This window comes from Paenibacillus sp. FSL L8-0435, assembly GCF_037965655.1.
GTDB lineage: Bacteria > Bacillota > Bacilli > Paenibacillales > Paenibacillaceae > Paenibacillus.
Map to the genome: position 1 here is coordinate 5983915 of NZ_CP150185.1, position 15924 is coordinate 5999838.

General features: G+C 46.3%; 17 protein-coding genes. 3 read left to right on the forward strand and 14 right to left on the reverse strand.

The window, feature by feature from the left end:
• Positions 1-77 precede the first annotated feature (77 nt).
• The 3 genes from NST33_RS26700 to NST33_RS26710 form a co-directional block, all read right to left on the reverse strand.
• Entirely contained in the window at positions 78-1670 is a 1593-nt protein-coding gene (locus NST33_RS26700) for a response regulator transcription factor (protein ID WP_339305669.1), read from the reverse strand.
• Positions 1663-3453, reverse strand: a complete 1791-nt coding sequence (locus NST33_RS26705) for a histidine kinase (protein WP_100529851.1) — start codon at positions 3451-3453, stop codon at positions 1663-1665. Before NST33_RS26705 ends, NST33_RS26700 begins: the two co-directional genes overlap by 8 nt.
• A gap of 218 nt (positions 3454-3671) precedes the next feature.
• Complete coding sequence (locus NST33_RS26710; protein ID WP_339305671.1) at positions 3672-4850, reverse strand: MFS transporter; 1179 nt, start codon at positions 4848-4850, stop codon at positions 3672-3674.
• Positions 4851-4992: 142 nt separating this feature from the next.
• Between NST33_RS26710 and NST33_RS26715 the strand changes: the two genes are divergently transcribed.
• Positions 4993-5604, forward strand: a complete 612-nt coding sequence (locus NST33_RS26715; protein ID WP_339305673.1) for a TetR/AcrR family transcriptional regulator — start codon at positions 4993-4995, stop codon at positions 5602-5604.
• Positions 5605-5698: 94 nt separating this feature from the next.
• On the opposite strand, the gene NST33_RS26720 is transcribed toward NST33_RS26715, so the two are convergent.
• From NST33_RS26720 to NST33_RS26740, 5 genes are all read right to left on the reverse strand, one after another.
• A complete protein-coding gene (locus NST33_RS26720; RefSeq protein ID WP_017692209.1) occupies positions 5699-6121 on the reverse strand; it encodes an OsmC family protein in 423 nt (140 codons plus the stop codon).
• Positions 6122-6353: 232 nt separating this feature from the next.
• Positions 6354-7100 (reverse strand): amino acid ABC transporter ATP-binding protein, encoded by a 747-nt coding sequence (locus NST33_RS26725; protein ID WP_076319674.1) that lies wholly within the window; start codon positions 7098-7100, stop codon positions 6354-6356.
• A 16-nt stretch (positions 7101-7116) separates the two neighbouring features.
• The gene (locus NST33_RS26730; RefSeq protein ID WP_017692207.1) at positions 7117-7761 is read right to left on the reverse strand and encodes an amino acid ABC transporter permease; all 645 of its coding nucleotides are present in this window, start codon (positions 7759-7761) and stop codon (positions 7117-7119) included.
• Positions 7762-7793: 32 nt separating this feature from the next.
• Positions 7794-8645, reverse strand: coding sequence for a transporter substrate-binding domain-containing protein (locus tag NST33_RS26735; protein WP_221820733.1), 852 nt, complete (start codon positions 8643-8645; stop codon positions 7794-7796).
• 114 nt (positions 8646-8759) lie between these two features.
• A complete protein-coding gene (locus NST33_RS26740; protein WP_221820732.1) occupies positions 8760-9392 on the reverse strand; it encodes a TetR/AcrR family transcriptional regulator in 633 nt (210 codons plus the stop codon).
• Positions 9393-9573: 181 nt separating this feature from the next.
• On the opposite strand from NST33_RS26740, the gene bacA reads away from it, so the two are divergent.
• The gene (gene bacA, locus NST33_RS26745; RefSeq protein ID WP_339185456.1) at positions 9574-10416 is read left to right on the forward strand and encodes an undecaprenyl-diphosphate phosphatase; all 843 of its coding nucleotides are present in this window, start codon (positions 9574-9576) and stop codon (positions 10414-10416) included.
• A 269-nt stretch (positions 10417-10685) separates the two neighbouring features.
• Here the strand turns inward: bacA and NST33_RS26750 are convergent, their stop codons facing one another.
• The 6 genes from NST33_RS26750 to NST33_RS26775 all read right to left on the reverse strand — a co-directional run bounded on the left by NST33_RS26750 (position 10686) and on the right by NST33_RS26775 (position 14318).
• Complete coding sequence (locus NST33_RS26750; RefSeq protein ID WP_074096490.1) at positions 10686-10868, reverse strand: hypothetical protein; 183 nt, start codon at positions 10866-10868, stop codon at positions 10686-10688.
• A gap of 214 nt (positions 10869-11082) precedes the next feature.
• Positions 11083-11409 carry a thioredoxin family protein gene (locus NST33_RS26755; protein WP_017692202.1) on the reverse strand — a complete coding sequence of 109 codons (327 nt, stop codon included), beginning with the start codon at positions 11407-11409 and terminating at the stop codon, positions 11083-11085.
• 85 nt (positions 11410-11494) lie between these two features.
• The gene (locus NST33_RS26760; protein ID WP_339305675.1) at positions 11495-12403 is read right to left on the reverse strand and encodes an aldo/keto reductase; all 909 of its coding nucleotides are present in this window, start codon (positions 12401-12403) and stop codon (positions 11495-11497) included.
• Positions 12404-12581: 178 nt separating this feature from the next.
• A complete protein-coding gene (locus NST33_RS26765) occupies positions 12582-12755 on the reverse strand; it encodes a hypothetical protein (protein ID WP_179088546.1) in 174 nt (57 codons plus the stop codon).
• A 173-nt stretch (positions 12756-12928) separates the two neighbouring features.
• The gene (gpmA, locus tag NST33_RS26770; protein ID WP_339179506.1) at positions 12929-13672 is read right to left on the reverse strand and encodes a 2,3-diphosphoglycerate-dependent phosphoglycerate mutase; all 744 of its coding nucleotides are present in this window, start codon (positions 13670-13672) and stop codon (positions 12929-12931) included.
• Positions 13673-13745: 73 nt separating this feature from the next.
• Positions 13746-14318 (reverse strand): DUF420 domain-containing protein, encoded by a 573-nt coding sequence (locus NST33_RS26775; RefSeq protein WP_017692198.1) that lies wholly within the window; start codon positions 14316-14318, stop codon positions 13746-13748.
• A 376-nt stretch (positions 14319-14694) separates the two neighbouring features.
• Between NST33_RS26775 and NST33_RS26780 the strand changes: the two genes are divergently transcribed.
• The gene (locus NST33_RS26780) at positions 14695-15885 is read left to right on the forward strand and encodes a cation:proton antiporter (protein WP_221820726.1); all 1191 of its coding nucleotides are present in this window, start codon (positions 14695-14697) and stop codon (positions 15883-15885) included.
• Positions 15886-15924 lie beyond the last annotated feature (39 nt).

The window sequence follows — 15924 nt, forward strand, 5'->3', positions numbered from 1 at the left end:
TGATGAATCTGGGAATTTCTCAGCAATATCGAAAACGTTTTACACAATAGGCAAGGGCAAGGCCCCGCACTCCATACTTATTCCTCGTTTATATCCGTAGCCGTTCCTTTAATTGATGATTGGTTTCTGGCCTGTTTGTACGCGGAAGGTGATTCACCTACATACTTCTTGAACTTACCGTGGAAATAGTCCACGTTCGCATATCCCACTCTGGCCGCAACCTGATGGACCTTGAGTCCTTCATCCAGCAATTCCTTGGCCTTTTCCATACGGACCTTGTCCAGAAATACATTAAAGTACTCTCCTGTATGGTTCTTGAACAACTTGCCAAGATAACTACTGTTATAGTTGAATACTTCAGCAAGTACCTCCAGCTTGAGATTTTCGCCAGGGTTACGCTGGATAAATTCAATCATCTGTTTTAATACAGTATCCTTACTTCCTCCACCCATACGTTGAATAAGTCGATTCAAATGTTCCGCTGCCATGACTTTGAGGTCAGACATCGTAAATTGATGATAGACTTCATTAATCAGAACCGAATGTTCCTGCATAATGGAGTGCATATGTTGATTCGTCGCTGCAAGCTTGTTGAACGCCAGGGAAAATACCTGTGAGAACGCCGTCTTGATCGCTTGCTCTGTTCGGTGATATGGAACCAGGCGCTCTTCCATCTCACCCAGTACTCGCATAACGGACTCACTACTTCGGATGTCTAACGCATAATACAGCTTGTCCGCAAGTTCGTCCTCAACTGGCTCATGTGCTCCGTCCACAGCTTCAATTTCTGGCTTAACAACGCTTTCGCTGCCTTCATTCCACAGAATGATGCGTTGCTCCGTGAACAAGAAGCGTTCCCCGAGTAAACGATTCGCCTGTGTGTATGACCGCGCAATTTCAGAAGTGGAATGTACAGGTTCTCCCGCAGCACCGTACATGTGAACCTCCCATTCTCCCAGCAGTCCTTCCAGCTCATTGTACAGATTTCTTGCAGATGACTCGGATGTGATTGTTTCCTTACTTAACAACCCCAGACCTGAATGGAACGAGAATACAATGCCTCGGTCTTTATGGTCAAATGCTTCAATCAGTTTGCGTTTCATAACACTTCCCCGTTGCAGGTCGGGGGCTACATGCAGCTCCAGCAGCACAATCTGATAGTGAGGCCAGTGCAGTCCCAGGCTATCTTCTTCCATGCTACCCGCACCCTCCAGACTGTCAAAGAGCAAAGCCTCGATCTGATGCTCCCGATAGACGGTATCTTCACCAGCATGACGTGCAATTGTCTCCCGTTCACGGGTCAGGATTGTAGCAATACGCTCCAGTTCACCAATAATCTCTTCTTCATCCACCGGTTTGAGCAGATAACCATCCACACCATAACTGATGGCTTTTTTGGCATAATCAAAATCCGCGTAACCACTTAATATCAAAAAGTGCGAATCCGGATGATTCCGGCGGACTTCTTCAATCACATCCAGCCCGGTCATACCGGGCATACGAATGTCAATAATCGTCAGATCAGGCTCCAATTCCTCAAACCGGGAGATGGCCTCACGCCCGCTGGCAGCTGTAGCGATGACCTGGAATCCGTATTTTTCCCACTCGATAATGGTTGTCAGTCCCTCACGTATGCTCGGTTCGTCATCCACCAAAAACACTTTATACATGTTGGTCCCCTCCTGCTGGCAAAGTGAAAGAAACCTCTGTTCCTTCCCCATATACACTCTTAATCTGTAATCCATACGGCTCGCCGTACGTCAATGTTAAGCGTTGATGTACATTACGCATGCCAATCCGACTCTTCTCCTGTTCCTCCGGTCCACAGATAAACTGCATCACCTCAGCCAGTCGTTCTGGCGTTATGCCTGCACCATTGTCATCCACACGGATCTGCACAATGTTCTCTACTAAACGAATACTTATATGAACACGGACTGTCCCCTCTTTGTTCTCCAGACCATGGACAATCGCATTCTCAACCAAAGGTTGAATAATCAAAGGCGGAATGTACATCTTCTCCACCTCGGGATCGATATGAATCTGGAATGCGAGGCGATCGCCGTACCGGAATTTCTGAATTTCCAAATAGGAACGTACCATTTCTAGTTCAGCCCGGAAGGTTGTTTTTCCACTGCCAATCTCCAGACTCTTGCGCATTAGCTTGCCCAACAGCCTGACGATGTTGGCAATCTCTGCTTCCCCTTTGATATGGGCTTTCATGCGAATGGACTCCAATGCATTAAACAAAAAATGGGGATTGATCTGGCTCGCCATCATTTTCAGTTTAATCTCTTTTTGTGCGATCTCCAATTGATTGTTCTGTTCGGTCGCTTCTACCACCTGCGTCATGAGTTCATTGATACTTTTCACCATATAGTTGAACTGTCTTGATAGTTGCCCAATCTCATCATTTCCATCAATCCGTGAAGTCACGTTCAGGTCTCCTAATGCAAGCTTGTTGAGGTGTTTACTCAGCCGGAGCAATCGGTTCGAAGTGAGGAACGAGATGATATATACGAATAGTAGGGCGATCACCAGCACCAGTATAATAAAAATCATGCCAATCAAGCTGACGGTGTTGGCGTCTTTGACGATATTTTTGGTGGCAAAAACCGAGATCACCTTCAGGCTGTTCATGCTCGATCCAGGGCCCAGCTCATCAATAACAATATTAGATGGTTCCCCCCGGAAATCACCCTCTATGGTGCCTTTCGCCTGATTCTGCAGATCAACGCCAAAATCAAGCTCATCCAGCGTTTTACCCACCAGCTCGGTATTCTTGGCTGCAACCACATACCCCTGCTCGTCCGTAATCATCGTCTCGAACTGTTCCTGACGCAACAATCCGTTCAGCTCATCCTGATTGATCACAATCATCAACACGCCCTCTGTCCGATACTCGGCAAAAGGTACTTTGCGCACCAGGCTGAGCTTGTGTACAGGATTATCTTCCTTGTCTGGGATGTAGAACCACCCGATGCTGGTTGTTTTCAATGCCTGTTGGTACCAGTAGCTCTCTTCCGTCTGCTTGTCTACCGGAATGAATTCGAGGTTGTTGATCAATGTTGGGTTAGTTGAGTAAAAGCGAATGCCGGCTATCTCACGGTACAAACGCCTGTATTCCTGAAAGTCTTTGTATGCAAGATACGCTGAGGTTAACTCCACAACGCTCTTGTACCGCTTATTCACGATCTCCTTGAGATCCGCATTAAACATTAAAAGATTGGATATATCGGTTGGTACACGCAGCATGGTTGCCGTCTGGCTCTTGATCTTGTCCACATTGATGATCGTCTGTCCTATCGCATTGTCCAGGGCTTGCTGGCGAAAATAGCTGGTCACAGCAAGACCAACAATCAGGACCGGAATCATGACAACCAGTACATAGGAAATGAGCAATTTATGCTTTAATTTGAGATTATTGGTGGTTCGTATCAGCCTTTTCAACATGTCTGCACCTTCCGTCATTTGTATAAGCGCTTACATATAAACAGCAGGATCAGGATGCCCTGTCCTCAGAATTAATCATACCACATAACCGCCAGAATTCGGATTGTCATTGCAATGGGTAATATATTGTCAGGCTACAAGCCAGCCTACCTCTAATAGAAGAGGCCGCCATTAACATGGCGACCAGGCTTACGGAATTATTTTCTACTGAAAGAAGTTTAGTGACTCCTAGATGGGCGGAATCCATATCCTTTGGCACGCCATGCCACAATCAAAGCCACCAATGTTAAAGCCAAGATGGCCCAGTTAAATGACGAAGCTCCCCATTGATTCAGAAGAACACCTCCCGCCATTCCCCCAAGGGCAATAGCCAGATTCCAAACGGTTGTATTAATCGGCATGACGAGATCCACACCCTGTTCGCCTGTAGCTTGTGCAAGTGCAGTCTGTAACAGGGTAGCCGCACCGCCAAATGTCAGACCCCACAGCGCAACAGAACCAAAGACGATTACAACGTGCTCACTCCAAAGACCTAATACGAGGGAAATCAAAGCAAATCCCGCAAGGCTCATGAGAACCAGCATACGTAACCACCGATCAATGAAAATACCTGTAATCCAGATGCCTACCAATGCCATCAGACCAAATACAAGTAAAATGAGTCCAACCTTGGATTCCATACCGACATCGGCGAGAAAAGGAGCTATATACGTGTATAAAATATTATGAGCCAACATCCAGGCCAAAACGACAGTCAAAATGGGAATGATACCGGGGGTGAACAACACTTGCCTGACTGAGATACGTTTATCAGCTGACTGCCCCGGATAATCGGGTACTTTCCAGAGCACCCAGAAAATCAGTACAAACGCCAGCAACGACATCAGCCAGAACACCGAGCGCCAGCCCATAAATGAACCAAGCAGCGTACCTGCCGGAACACCAAATGATAAGGCAAGCGGCGTTCCAATCATAGCCACAGCCATGCCCCTTCCCTTGAGATGCTCAGGTACCATGCGTAATGCATAACCACCAATTAGGCCCCAGGAGACACCAGCTGCAACACCGGCCAAGAAACGAGCGAATAGTGTCAGTACATAGTTTTGCGAGAGGGCAGTAATGGTGTTGAAAACAAGGAAACCGATAATGGACAGAAGTAAAAGCGGACGCCTCCGCCAGCCCCTGGTTAGCAGCGCCACAGGTATGGCCGCAACCAGTGACCCAACCGCATAAAAGGTGACAAGCTGCCCCGCCCCTGCCTCAGAGATCTGCAGCCCTTCTTTAATTTGCGGCAGTAACCCCGCAGGAAGTGTTTCAGTCATGATGGCTATGAAACCCGCCACAGCCAGGGCAAGCAACCCCAACCACGGAAAACGATGAGAAGATATATTCGACATCTGTGCAGCTCCTTTTAAGTTAATGTAGAACAAGTAATCGAATTATGGATCGATCATTCCTTATATTATTCAGACCGTCTCACCTTGTCAATGACTTTTGGATCGATTAGTATATAATTAAGAAAAAGAGGGGGGAACTCTTATGGCAAGAACGGGACGTCCGCGCATTTTCGATCGGGATGAAGCCCTATTACAAGCGATGATGCTCTTTTGGGAGCAAGGTTTCGAGGCCACTTCATTACTTCAGCTTCGAGCAGCCATGGGGGATATTTCAGCAGCCAGCTTCTATGCAGCCTTTGAATCCAAAGAAGCGCTGTATAAAGAAGCAGTAGAACGATATATGGATACGTTTGGACGTGTGACGGAAAGTTTCTCGGATCTCACACTGTCACCAAGAGAAGCGATCGAAACAACATTAAGAAGTACCGCAAAAATGCAAACAGACAGCACACATCCATCTGGCTGTTTAATTGTGCTGTCAGCCAGCACATGTTCTTCCAAAAACAATCATATCCGTGAAATTGCCGCTGAGAAAAGAAAGCTGACTCGCAACCGCCTACAGGATTGCATCCAGCGTGCTGTGGATGTGGGTGAAATTCCTGCTTCCACGAATGTACACATGCTGACCACCGTATTTGATACCTTTATGCAAGGCATCTCTACCCAAGCCCGTGACGGTGTTCCTCATGCAACGATCGATCAGGCTATCACGAAATTCATGGGCATCTGGAACCTTATTCAACATCCAGCCTGACTTTACTTACGAACTGTTGATAGGTTAGAAAAGCCAAAAAAGGCACTCCCACGATTGGAAGTGCCTGCTTAGTATAGAATCTGTTCGTGTGCTATTAAGGACGAGGTGTACTTACCCCATTGAGGATCAGTTTAGGATGAATATCAGCGTTCAGCGAAGCGGAAACTGCACAATATTTTTCCTCAGCCATCTGGATGGCTTTCCAGATGCGATAATCCGGGATATCCCCATCGACTTTGAAGATCAGATCAATGGATGTGAAGCCTTTGGGCATCTCTTCACTGCGTGTGCCTTGCGCTTCAATCTCAATCGACTCAATTTTGTCCAGGAAAGCATCCAGAATCATCGTAATATCGATTCCCATACAGCCGCCGAGACCCGCCAGTAACAATTCCATTGGGGTAGCTCCCTTGCTGTCACCACCATAAGCAGCAGTGGCATCCATGCCAACGGCGTAGCCAGAGGGTCCTTCGGAAGTAAACGCACGTTTGCCTTTCCATACGGTTGTTACATTCATGATGTTATCCTTCTTTCTCACAATAGTTTACGATTTGCAGAACTCCGTTCCGGGTACAGCTCGTTCTTCCGATCGCTGTTGTCTCCAAATATTTTTGATTTATATTCACAAAGGACAATATTCGGAGACAAAGGCGAGCGCTACGCTTCTTCAGAATCGATTCCGTCCCCTTCACTCAGCAGCTTATCGCTATAATCGATCGTATCAATCAGTATAAATTGTAGTAATGTAATTAGAATTCAGTAATTTGTTGCAAGAAACGGCGAGTGCGTTCTTGCTTCGGCTGTTCAAAGAACGCCTGTGGACTTGCTTCTTCCACAATCGATCCATCCGCCATAAAGACGATTTTGTTCGCCACATTACGGGCAAACTTCAATTCATGCGTCACGACCAGCATCGTCATACCCTCCTCTGCCAACTCCTTCATGACGGAAAGTACCTCTCCGACCAATTCAGGGTCAAGGGCTGAAGTGGGCTCATCAAACAGCATCACTTCCGGCTCCATCGCGAGTGCACGTGCAATGGCAACCCGCTGCTGTTGTCCACCGGATAATCGGGATGGATACGCATCCTGCTTGTCCGACAGGCCCACCCGATCCAGCAGAATCCGGCCGCGTTCAGCCGCTTCGTCACGTTTGATTTTTTTCACCGTAACAAGACCTTCCATCACATTACCCAGCACTGTCTTGTGCGGATACAGATTGAACTGCTGGAATACCATGCCGGTCTGGCGACGAATCTCCAGTACCCGGGCACGCTGGACTCGCAGCGGATCTGCGCTGTTGACCACAATGCCGTTGACTTCGATCTGTCCTCCGGACAGCTCCTCCAGCCCATTCAGACAGCGCAGTAAGGTACTTTTGCCTGAACCACTTGGGCCAAGCAATACAACAATATCTTTGGCATCGACATGCAGATCGATGTTCGTAAGTACTTCATTTTGCTGAAAACGTTTGGTAAGTCCGGTTGTTGTAATCATCGCTTCTCCCCTCCCATCAGTAAGCCCGGGCCAACCGGCGCTCCACTTGTTCCAGAATGGCCGAGAAGCCGATACTCATGATCCAGTAGATCACACCGATGGCCAGATAAAACGGCATGTTCAATGCATATTGTGATACCAGCAGTTGTGCTGACCGTAATAACTCGGTGACACCAATCGCCGCCACAAGTGATGTTTCCTTCAACATGCCAATGAAGGTGTTACCCATCGGCGGGATGGCAATGCGCACAGCCTGCGGGAAGATAATCCGTCTCATCGCTTGAGCCGGGGTCATTCCCGTTGCATATGCAGCTTCGGTCTGTCCTTTTGGTACAGCCTGAATGGCTCCACGGAACGTCTCCGACAGAAACGCTCCTGCATTCAGACTGAGTCCCAGACATGCAGCCGTGAGTGATCCCAAGGTCACTCCATAATCGACCAATCCGTAATAAATGACGAATAATTGCACCAGCAGCGGGGTTCCCCGCATGATGGATACATAAAACCTTGCGATCAACCTAAGCCACATCGGTCCCTTCAGACGAGCAATGGCAACGAGCACTCCAATGATGAACGCAAAAAACATGGAGATCACAGTTACATACAGCGTATAGTAAGCCCCCTTCAGAAAAAAGGGGATATTCTCAAATACCAGTTCCATGGGTCAAATCTTCCCTTCGCCTTGCAGGTTCGTTATTGCGCAGGCTCTTCACCAAACCATTTTTTGAAAATGGTATTGTACGTGCCATCATCTTTCATGCCTTTGAGAGCATCATTCAGTGCTGCTACGAGTTCCGGATTGTCTTTACGAACAGCAATACCTGCCTGGTCACTCTTAATCGGTTCACCTACAGCTTTAATATTCAATCCGTTGGCATCCACAATCGGTTTCAGTGCATACATATTGTTAATTGTTGCGTCAATCCGACCAGCATTCAGATCTTTGAGTGAAGAGATGACATCGTCATAGGTTTTAATCGTGAAGTCTCCCACTTTTGGCAATACTTCATTGCGCAGATATGATTCATCATTTGTACCCAAACCTACGCCAATCGTTTTTCCTTTGAAGTCTTCCAGCTTGGTAATATCGTTATTATCTTCTTTTACAATAATTTTAACTTGGTTCGTAATATACGGATCACTGAAATCCAGTACTTTCTTACGATCATCGGTAATCGTCATCTGGCTGATAATGGCATCCAGCTTTTTGGCTTGCAGACTTGGTGTCAGACCGGAGAACTCCTGAGATACAAATTCAACTTCAACCCCAAGACGCTTCGCAACTTCACGTGCAATATCAGCATCGTAGCCGTCCATTTCTTTCTTATCGTTCAGGAAGTTGTACGGTGCGTATGTGCCCATCATGCCCACTTTGATAACGCCAGCCGACTTGATCTGCTCCAATTCATTACTTGCCTGTGCACCATTTGTGCTTCCATTGTCTGTTGCCTTACTTCCACAAGCACTAAGTACCAGCACGGTCATCAGCAGAATTGCTGTCAAAGACCAGCCTTTACGAGTTTTCGATCCATATGTTTTGTTCATTACGTTAACTTCCTCTCAGTCGTGTATTAATCTGGATGTGCATTGGGTTACTTTATTGTGACTAAACCGCAGTTGTACCCATTATTCCCTGCTATTTGTTTAATCATGTGAATCTTACGAGCCTAATAGTCCGTAAAACTCAAAGCTTGCTGCCTCAGCTGCCAGCGATGAAGCTGTCATGGCTGAGAACTTGCTGTGCAACTCATCGGAACCGAACAACCAGCGTGTTATCATGCCTTCAATCATGCTTACCAATAGCGCTGCTCGAAGCGGTACATCCATGCCCTTAGGCAACATGCCGAGCTCGATGGCACGTTCCATATTGTGACGAAACGCAGTTTCCACAGCATTACGTGTCTCCTCGACCAGGCGTTGTACGGATTCTTCCGTCACGATGCCTTTGAGCAACAGTTCCATAAAATAGCGATTCTGCGCGGCAAACAAAAACAAGTCAGTGAACAGCCTTTCCGATGCTTTCACCATATCTTCTACCGATCCTGCATCCTTGCGGTACCCTTGTCCGATCGCCTCAAGCAACTCCTCCTTGCCCGTTAAGACAATCTCCGAAGCAATGGCTTCTTTACTCTTGAAGTGCCAGTAGAACGTCCCTTGCGCCACACCAGCCTCGCGGACGATATCGGAAATTTTCGTCTGATGGTAGCCTTGGGTTGCAAAACGCTCCATCGCTATGCGTATTATTTGGTCCCGCCGTTCTTCACCGGGTTCCAAACCGTTGATTTTGGTCATTCATGTAACCCTCCCGATTGATCAGTCAGTCAGTTAATTTATATCCTATGGGATAACTAGGTTTTTGTCAATATAGTTTTAAACAAATGGTTACAAGCATAAGTTGAAGTTGAGTGCATTTGTGATCATAATAGGTGATAGCCTTGTTCAAATGAACAGGCATGGTCAAGCAGGACAGCCTATGCTGTCACCTGCATTTCAAGGAGGAAGAGAATTGGATATTATATCATCCATTATTATGGGCATCATCGAAGGTTTGACAGAATTTTTGCCCGTATCCTCCACTGGACACATGATCCTGACTGCCCATTTGCTCGGTTTATCAGAGGACAACGAGTCAGTCAAAACGTTTGAGGTGGTTGTTCAACTCGGAGCTGTACTTGCTGTTGTAGTACTGTACTGGAACAAATTCATTGATATGTTCCGCTTCACTGGAGGGAGCAGACCTTACTCCCGCCGCCTCAATCTGGGACATATCTTCCTGGCGATGGTTCCTGCCGTAGTCATCGGACTTGTATTCCGCGACTGGATCAAAGCACATTTGTTTGGTCCGGAAACAGTGCTGTACAGCCTCGTTATAGGTGGTATATTGATGATCGTGGCCGAACGCTGGAGCCGTAAGAGTGAACGAATTACAACCCATGATGTTGACGATATCTCTTACAAACAGGCATTCACGGTGGGTATATTTCAGATCTTGGCATTGTGGCCAGGCTTCTCCCGTTCCGGGTCAACGATCTCAGGCGGTCTCATTGCAGGGGTAAGCCGTGTAGCCGCTGCGGAGTTCACATTCCTCGTGTCTGTACCAATTATGATTGGTGCTACGGGATATGACCTTTACAAAAGTATCGATCACCTGAACAGCAGTGATTTCCCAATCTTTGCGATTGGATTCATCGCTGCTTTCATCGTCGCCATGCTTGCGATCAAGACGTTCCTGTCCATTTTGAAAAAATTGAGCCTGACCGTCTTTGCTGTATATCGCTTTGTCTTGGCAGCCGTGTTCTTTATTATTTTGATGTAAGCATTACAACTCAAGTAAATAGAACGGCAAAATCAATGGCGGCCTCACTTTCCCTTGGGAAGTGAGGCCGCCATATTTTATATTCTGAGCTACGTTTCTGTTGCTTCACGATTCTGTAACGGCTTCAGAGACAGGAATATCTGTAATTAGAAGAAGTTTGACCCTTCATTACTTCCTTCTCTGCCGGATTGGATCATAGGTGATGCCGACTAGGTTTACTATGTATTATGGACATCCATATTTATGTTCACTTCTGAAATGCAGGCTGGCTAGTACCACTCTTTTACTTGAATGTTCCGGTGTTTCTTTCGACTCTTTAATCTCTCACGCAGATTATATCTATTCTCCTTTTGTTCCTGCAGCAGTTGTTTTACTCCAATCATCAACAATCGATATCTCCGGTCATCATTGTGACTTAATTGGTGCATTTCCTCAAAAATTTCATTCTTCATATGGGTCTTGTTCACTCCAAATATTCAGTTTGTTCTCACAGTATACATGGGAGCACTGAACAAATTCTAAACAAGCGTTGTTTCTCCACTTCGAATGCAGATTTGAATACACATCATGCGTGCTGGAATGAAGCAGAAAAACCCTTCCTGTCGCGTGACAAGAAGAGGTTTCCTTAGCTAAGTTAATTAAACAAACTGCTGAGCCTTCGTACGCTTAAACTTTGGATTCAAGCGTCTCCAGATACTCGGAGATTTGAGCAGGTGTTTTAGCCCATTTGCTATGCAGATGTGCGATTTTCTTGCCGTTCTGGAAGACGAGCAGGCTTGGAATCCCGCGTACACCATTCTCTTCGGCAAAAGGCTGGAACTTCTCTGCATCCAGGGCATAGAAGGTTTTGTCCGTATGTTGGTCGATAACATCCCCGATAAAACGATCCAGGTTTTTGCAATCCGGACACCAGGTTGTATCAAATTTAATGACGGTAAAACCATCAGAGTTGATTGTATCCAAATACTGCTGTTCACTTTGAATTCTTTCCATATGTCTTCTCTCCCTTTTATGTTCCTTTTTTGGCTGATCTTCATTGTACCTTGTATAGTTACAATTGAAAATAGGCTGGACCGAGTTAACGATGCTGCTTGTACAGATTAGCGGGACTAAGCTCTCGTATTTCCTGAATTTCCGCAGCGGTGAGTGCAGGCGAATTCGAAGCAGCCATATTGTGCAGCAACTGTTCTCTTGAACTGGCACCAGGGACAACAGCTGCTACGGCAGGATGGGATAATGCGTAGCGAATAGCCGTCTGAGCCATGCTCCGTTGATCCGTAACAAGACGACTTAGCCCTTGCCGAATGGTATATAGTTGCTCTGGTGTGTAGTCCAGATAACCTTTGTCTGCCTTGGCAGATCCAGAATCGGCTAGCACACCGCTAGCTACGGGCCCACGGGCAATTACGCTGATCCCCTTTTGTTCCAACAAAGGCAGCACTTCTTCTTCCGCTCTGCGGTCAGCAATGCTGTACTGGTTCATCACACTGACGATGGATGCCCTCTTTACATAATCCCGAATCACATTGGGACGAATGGAGGAAATTCCGTAATATCGGATAAGTCCTTCCTTCTTCAGTTCCTCAAACGCTTCAATCGTCTCTTCGATGGGGTCGTCCAAGGTCCCGCCATGCAGCTGATACAGATCGATGTAATCGGTCTGCAGACGCTTCAGACTTTCATGTACAGCCTGCTTAATGTAGGCTTTGGACGGGTCCCATGACCAGCCCTCTTTGCCCGGCATACGACGATTACCTACTTTGGTCGCCACAATGACTTGGTCCCGACGCCCTTTAATAGCTTGTCCTACAATTTCCTCATTACGCCCTGCGTCGTACAGATCAGCAGTATCCAGCAGATTGACTCCATGATCCAGAGCCTCATGAATCAGGCCCATAGCATGCTCCATTTCAGTTCCAAGTGACATACATCCCAGCCCAATCTCAGACACCATCAGTTCGGATGTACCCAGACGATTTTTCTTCATATTGCATCTCCCTTCATACGTTCTGCAAGTATCCATTGTATCATTCTTGCTGACAAAAATCGCTTTACACACAAAAGCAATGGACTGCTTTTGATTGCACAAAAAAACCTGGAACGACTTCATCTCCAGGTTTCTCATGATCATCATTTTAATTCAACGATAAACGAACTATCGCAATCTATTTCACTTCCACGCGTGGTCTAGTTTTACTTGTTCCATTGGACGACGAATTGGAGTTTTTCATCATACCCGAGACAGTGCTAAACAACTTATCTCTTGCTTGTTTGTTCCTCATCAGATAAGTCACACCTGCGCCGATAGCCGTCATGATAATTCCTCTTCTTTTAGACATGTGCTTCTCCTCCTTCAGGATAAATGTACATCGTGTCTTGTTTGACAATTACCCTGTGGGAGCAAAACGAAACGAAGTGCAAGCTTGATCGCAGAAAAAAAGATGACCGCTGAATTAAAATTCAGCGGTCATCTTCACTTGCTCTGTTGAGGCATAAACGTTCACACACCCGTTTAATCAGATGGCGTTGCCACATGGGTCATCTCTTCATGTTTGTAGGTAGAACCATCGGCGGTCAGATAAAAGTGTCCGATGGGATGCAGATCTTCATCCAATTCGTAGACAAGCGGAATGCCTGTCGGGATATTGAGCGCCATCACGTCTGCTTCGGACAATTGGTCCAGATGCATGACGAGTGAACGGAGCGTGTTCCCATGCGCAGAGATCAGCACTCTTTTGCCAGCAGACACCATCGGTTTAATCTCCGCATTCCAGTAGTCCAGTACACGCTTCGAAGTATCCATCAGGTTCTCCGTAAAAGGAATGGTACATCCGAGCCGCTTGTACTTGTCCAGATCCTGCACATAACGGTCATCCGTTTCGTCCAGTGCCGGGGGAGATACGTTCACGGATCGTCTCCATTCCTTTACTTGGTCTTCCCCATACTTCAGAGCCGTCTGCTGTTTGTTCAGTCCTTGCAGCGCACCATAATGGCGTTCATTCAGCTTCCAAGTCTTCGTAATGGGAATCCACATGAGGTCCATTTCATCCAGCGCAATATCGAGTGTTCGGATAGAACGTTTCAGCACGGATGCATAGGCGTAATCAAAATCAAATCCCTGTTCCTTCATGATCTTCCCTGCTTTGCGAGCTTCTCCGTAACCATCCGTCGTCAGATCCACATCTGTCCATCCGGTAAAACGATTCTCTACATTCCACATGCTCTGTCCATGGCGAATCAAAACGACTCTGTACATAAACGTGAACCCTCCTTCCATGGAAACATTACCCGCAAGTCAAACTAATTAGCACAGTGAAACGTTCATTACATTAATAATATGGTGCCATCATGAGATATACCACAACACCTGTAGAACTGACGTACAGCCAGATTGGCATCGTCCAACGTGCAATTTTGCGGTGTTTTTTCAATTGATTCGTCCAACCCCAGACAAGTGTGAACAATGCCAATGGAACAATCAGGGCTGCCAGTATACTATGGGTAATCAGAATGAAGAAATAGATCGAACGAATGATGCCCTCGCCGCCGTATTTGGACGTCTCTGGTGAGAGGTAATGAAACGTCAGATAGGTCACAAGGAATAACAGTGTCGTTGAGAATGCAGCAAGAATAAATCGTTTGTGCAGCTTCACATTCCGCTTGATAATAGCAATAAGCGCTGCGAGCAGGAAGATGAAGGTAAAGCTGTTAAACACGGCATTAAACCGCGGCAACACCGTAATATCAAAGGTTACATCACCTTTGTAACCAATCGACGGTGCGAAGAACAATAATAAAATAATGACATTAGCGAGAATGGAAATGGTGATAATGATGCCTGCGAAATTTTTATTACTCGTCGGGGATGGAATGTTCGGCTCCCCTTTGTTATTTTTGCCCAATGCAAAATCCTCCTCATATCCTAACTTCTATGTTCTATATCATTATATCTCGGCAATTCCGGGCTGTTAAGTGACAACACTCTGAACAAAAACCTTAGTACTACATGATAAAATGCCCCTTTACGGCTATTTTCAATCAAATCCAAACCAGCTCCCATTTACCCAAGTCCATATTTGTGGTATAATTATTGCAATTAATCACATACGCGTTGAAACTGGAGGAGCCTGTCACCAAGGGCCCCTCTTTGTCTTTTTTAGGCACAGAACGGCACTTTTCCTAATGCCTTTCTGTGCCTTTTTGTCTTTTTTAAGCTGAGAATGGATCGCCCTTGGGCTGGTTAACCTATAGACGCTACTACTGGAGGGGAGTAAACCTATGGAATTTATTTTGGTTCTTGCACTTATTTTAATCTTTACCAAACTTGCTGGTGATCTATCCGTAAGATTGGGTCAACCATCGGTTTTAGGAAAGCTGATTGTGGGTGTCGTCCTCGGGCCTGCAATTCTCGGTTGGGTTCAGCAAAGTGATTTCGTGCATTATATGGCTGAGATCGGGGTATTGCTGTTAATGTTCATTGCCGGACTTGAAACCGATCTGGAGCAATTAAAGAAAAACTGGAAGGCGGCCTTTGCCGTAGCAGTCGGTGGTATTATTTTGCCTTTTATCGGAGGGTACGGTTCCGCCATGGCCTTTGGTATGTCACAGACACACGCGCTGTTCTTTGGACTTTTATTCTGTGCCACTTCCGTCAGCATTTCGGTTCAGACACTGAAAGACATGGATCAACTCAGCTCTCGTGAGGGTACAACAATCCTTGGAGCAGCTGTAGTTGATGATGTCCTGGTCGTTGTCATTCTTGCCGTTATGATGAGCTTGCTGGGTACTGGTGGAGGAGACACTTCGATCTCCTTGCTTATTGGTAAAAAGCTGTTGTTCTTTGTGATCATCATCGCTGCCAGCTGGTTCCTTGTTCCACGCATCATGAAGTGGATGGCACCACTGAAAGTAACCGAGACCGTCATTACTGCGGGATTAATTATTTGTTTTGGCTTCTCGTACTTTGCAGAGTGGATGGGTGTTGCTGGAATCATTGGAGCATTTGCCGCGGGTATCGCCATCTCCCAAACCAACTTCAAACATGAAGTCGAAACCAAACTGGAACCGATCGCCTACGGAATTTTTGTTCCAGTGTTCTTTGTAAGTATTGGCTTAAATGTCACCTTTGATGGTGTGGGTTCACAAATTTGGTTTATTGTTGTTATCAGTCTTATCGCTATTATTACCAAACTTGTCGGTGGTGGAGCTGGTGCACGACTGACCGGATTTAATATGACATCTTCACTGGCCATTGGTTCAGGAATGATATCAAGAGGTGAAGTTGCTCTCATTATCGCTTCAACGGGACTTGCTTCCGGATTACTTGATCCGGAATACTTCACGAGCGTCGTGATCATGGTCATTGTGACTACACTGGTTACTCCACCACTCCTCAAAATCACCTTTGCACGCAAAAAAGGGGAAAAACAAGTCGAACGAGGAATTGAAGAATCTCATTTAAGTGGTTAAGGGCATGTCACCGTTCAAAACTTAACAGTCCGCTTTGAT

What these genes read in the sequence shown, in the direction of transcription:
- NST33_RS26715 (WP_339305673.1), top strand. Translation starts at nt 4,993, where the DNA reads ATGGCAAGAACGGGACGTCCGCGCATTTTCGATCGGGATGAAGCCCTA.
- NST33_RS26710 (WP_339305671.1), bottom strand. Translation starts at nt 4,850, where the DNA reads ATGTCGAATATATCTTCTCATCGTTTTCCGTGGTTGGGGTTGCTTGCC.
- NST33_RS26755 (WP_017692202.1), bottom strand. Translation starts at nt 11,409, where the DNA reads ATGGAAAGAATTCAAAGTGAACAGCAGTATTTGGATACAATCAACTCT.
- NST33_RS26780 (WP_221820726.1), top strand. Translation starts at nt 14,695, where the DNA reads ATGGAATTTATTTTGGTTCTTGCACTTATTTTAATCTTTACCAAACTT.
- NST33_RS26735 (WP_221820733.1), bottom strand. Translation starts at nt 8,645, where the DNA reads ATGAACAAAACATATGGATCGAAAACTCGTAAAGGCTGGTCTTTGACA.
- NST33_RS26720 (WP_017692209.1), bottom strand. Translation starts at nt 6,121, where the DNA reads ATGAATGTAACAACCGTATGGAAAGGCAAACGTGCGTTTACTTCCGAA.
- NST33_RS26750 (WP_074096490.1), bottom strand. Translation starts at nt 10,868, where the DNA reads ATGAAGAATGAAATTTTTGAGGAAATGCACCAATTAAGTCACAATGAT.
- NST33_RS26765 (WP_179088546.1), bottom strand. Translation starts at nt 12,755, where the DNA reads ATGTCTAAAAGAAGAGGAATTATCATGACGGCTATCGGCGCAGGTGTG.
- NST33_RS26730 (WP_017692207.1), bottom strand. Translation starts at nt 7,761, where the DNA reads ATGGAACTGGTATTTGAGAATATCCCCTTTTTTCTGAAGGGGGCTTAC.
- NST33_RS26725 (WP_076319674.1), bottom strand. Translation starts at nt 7,100, where the DNA reads ATGATTACAACAACCGGACTTACCAAACGTTTTCAGCAAAATGAAGTA.
- NST33_RS26700 (WP_339305669.1), bottom strand. Translation starts at nt 1,670, where the DNA reads ATGTATAAAGTGTTTTTGGTGGATGACGAACCGAGCATACGTGAGGGA.
- NST33_RS26740 (WP_221820732.1), bottom strand. Translation starts at nt 9,392, where the DNA reads ATGACCAAAATCAACGGTTTGGAACCCGGTGAAGAACGGCGGGACCAA.
- bacA (WP_339185456.1), top strand. Translation starts at nt 9,574, where the DNA reads ATGCTGTCACCTGCATTTCAAGGAGGAAGAGAATTGGATATTATATCA.
- NST33_RS26760 (WP_339305675.1), bottom strand. Translation starts at nt 12,403, where the DNA reads ATGAAGAAAAATCGTCTGGGTACATCCGAACTGATGGTGTCTGAGATT.
- NST33_RS26705 (WP_100529851.1), bottom strand. Translation starts at nt 3,453, where the DNA reads ATGTTGAAAAGGCTGATACGAACCACCAATAATCTCAAATTAAAGCAT.
- gpmA (WP_339179506.1), bottom strand. Translation starts at nt 13,672, where the DNA reads ATGTACAGAGTCGTTTTGATTCGCCATGGACAGAGCATGTGGAATGTA.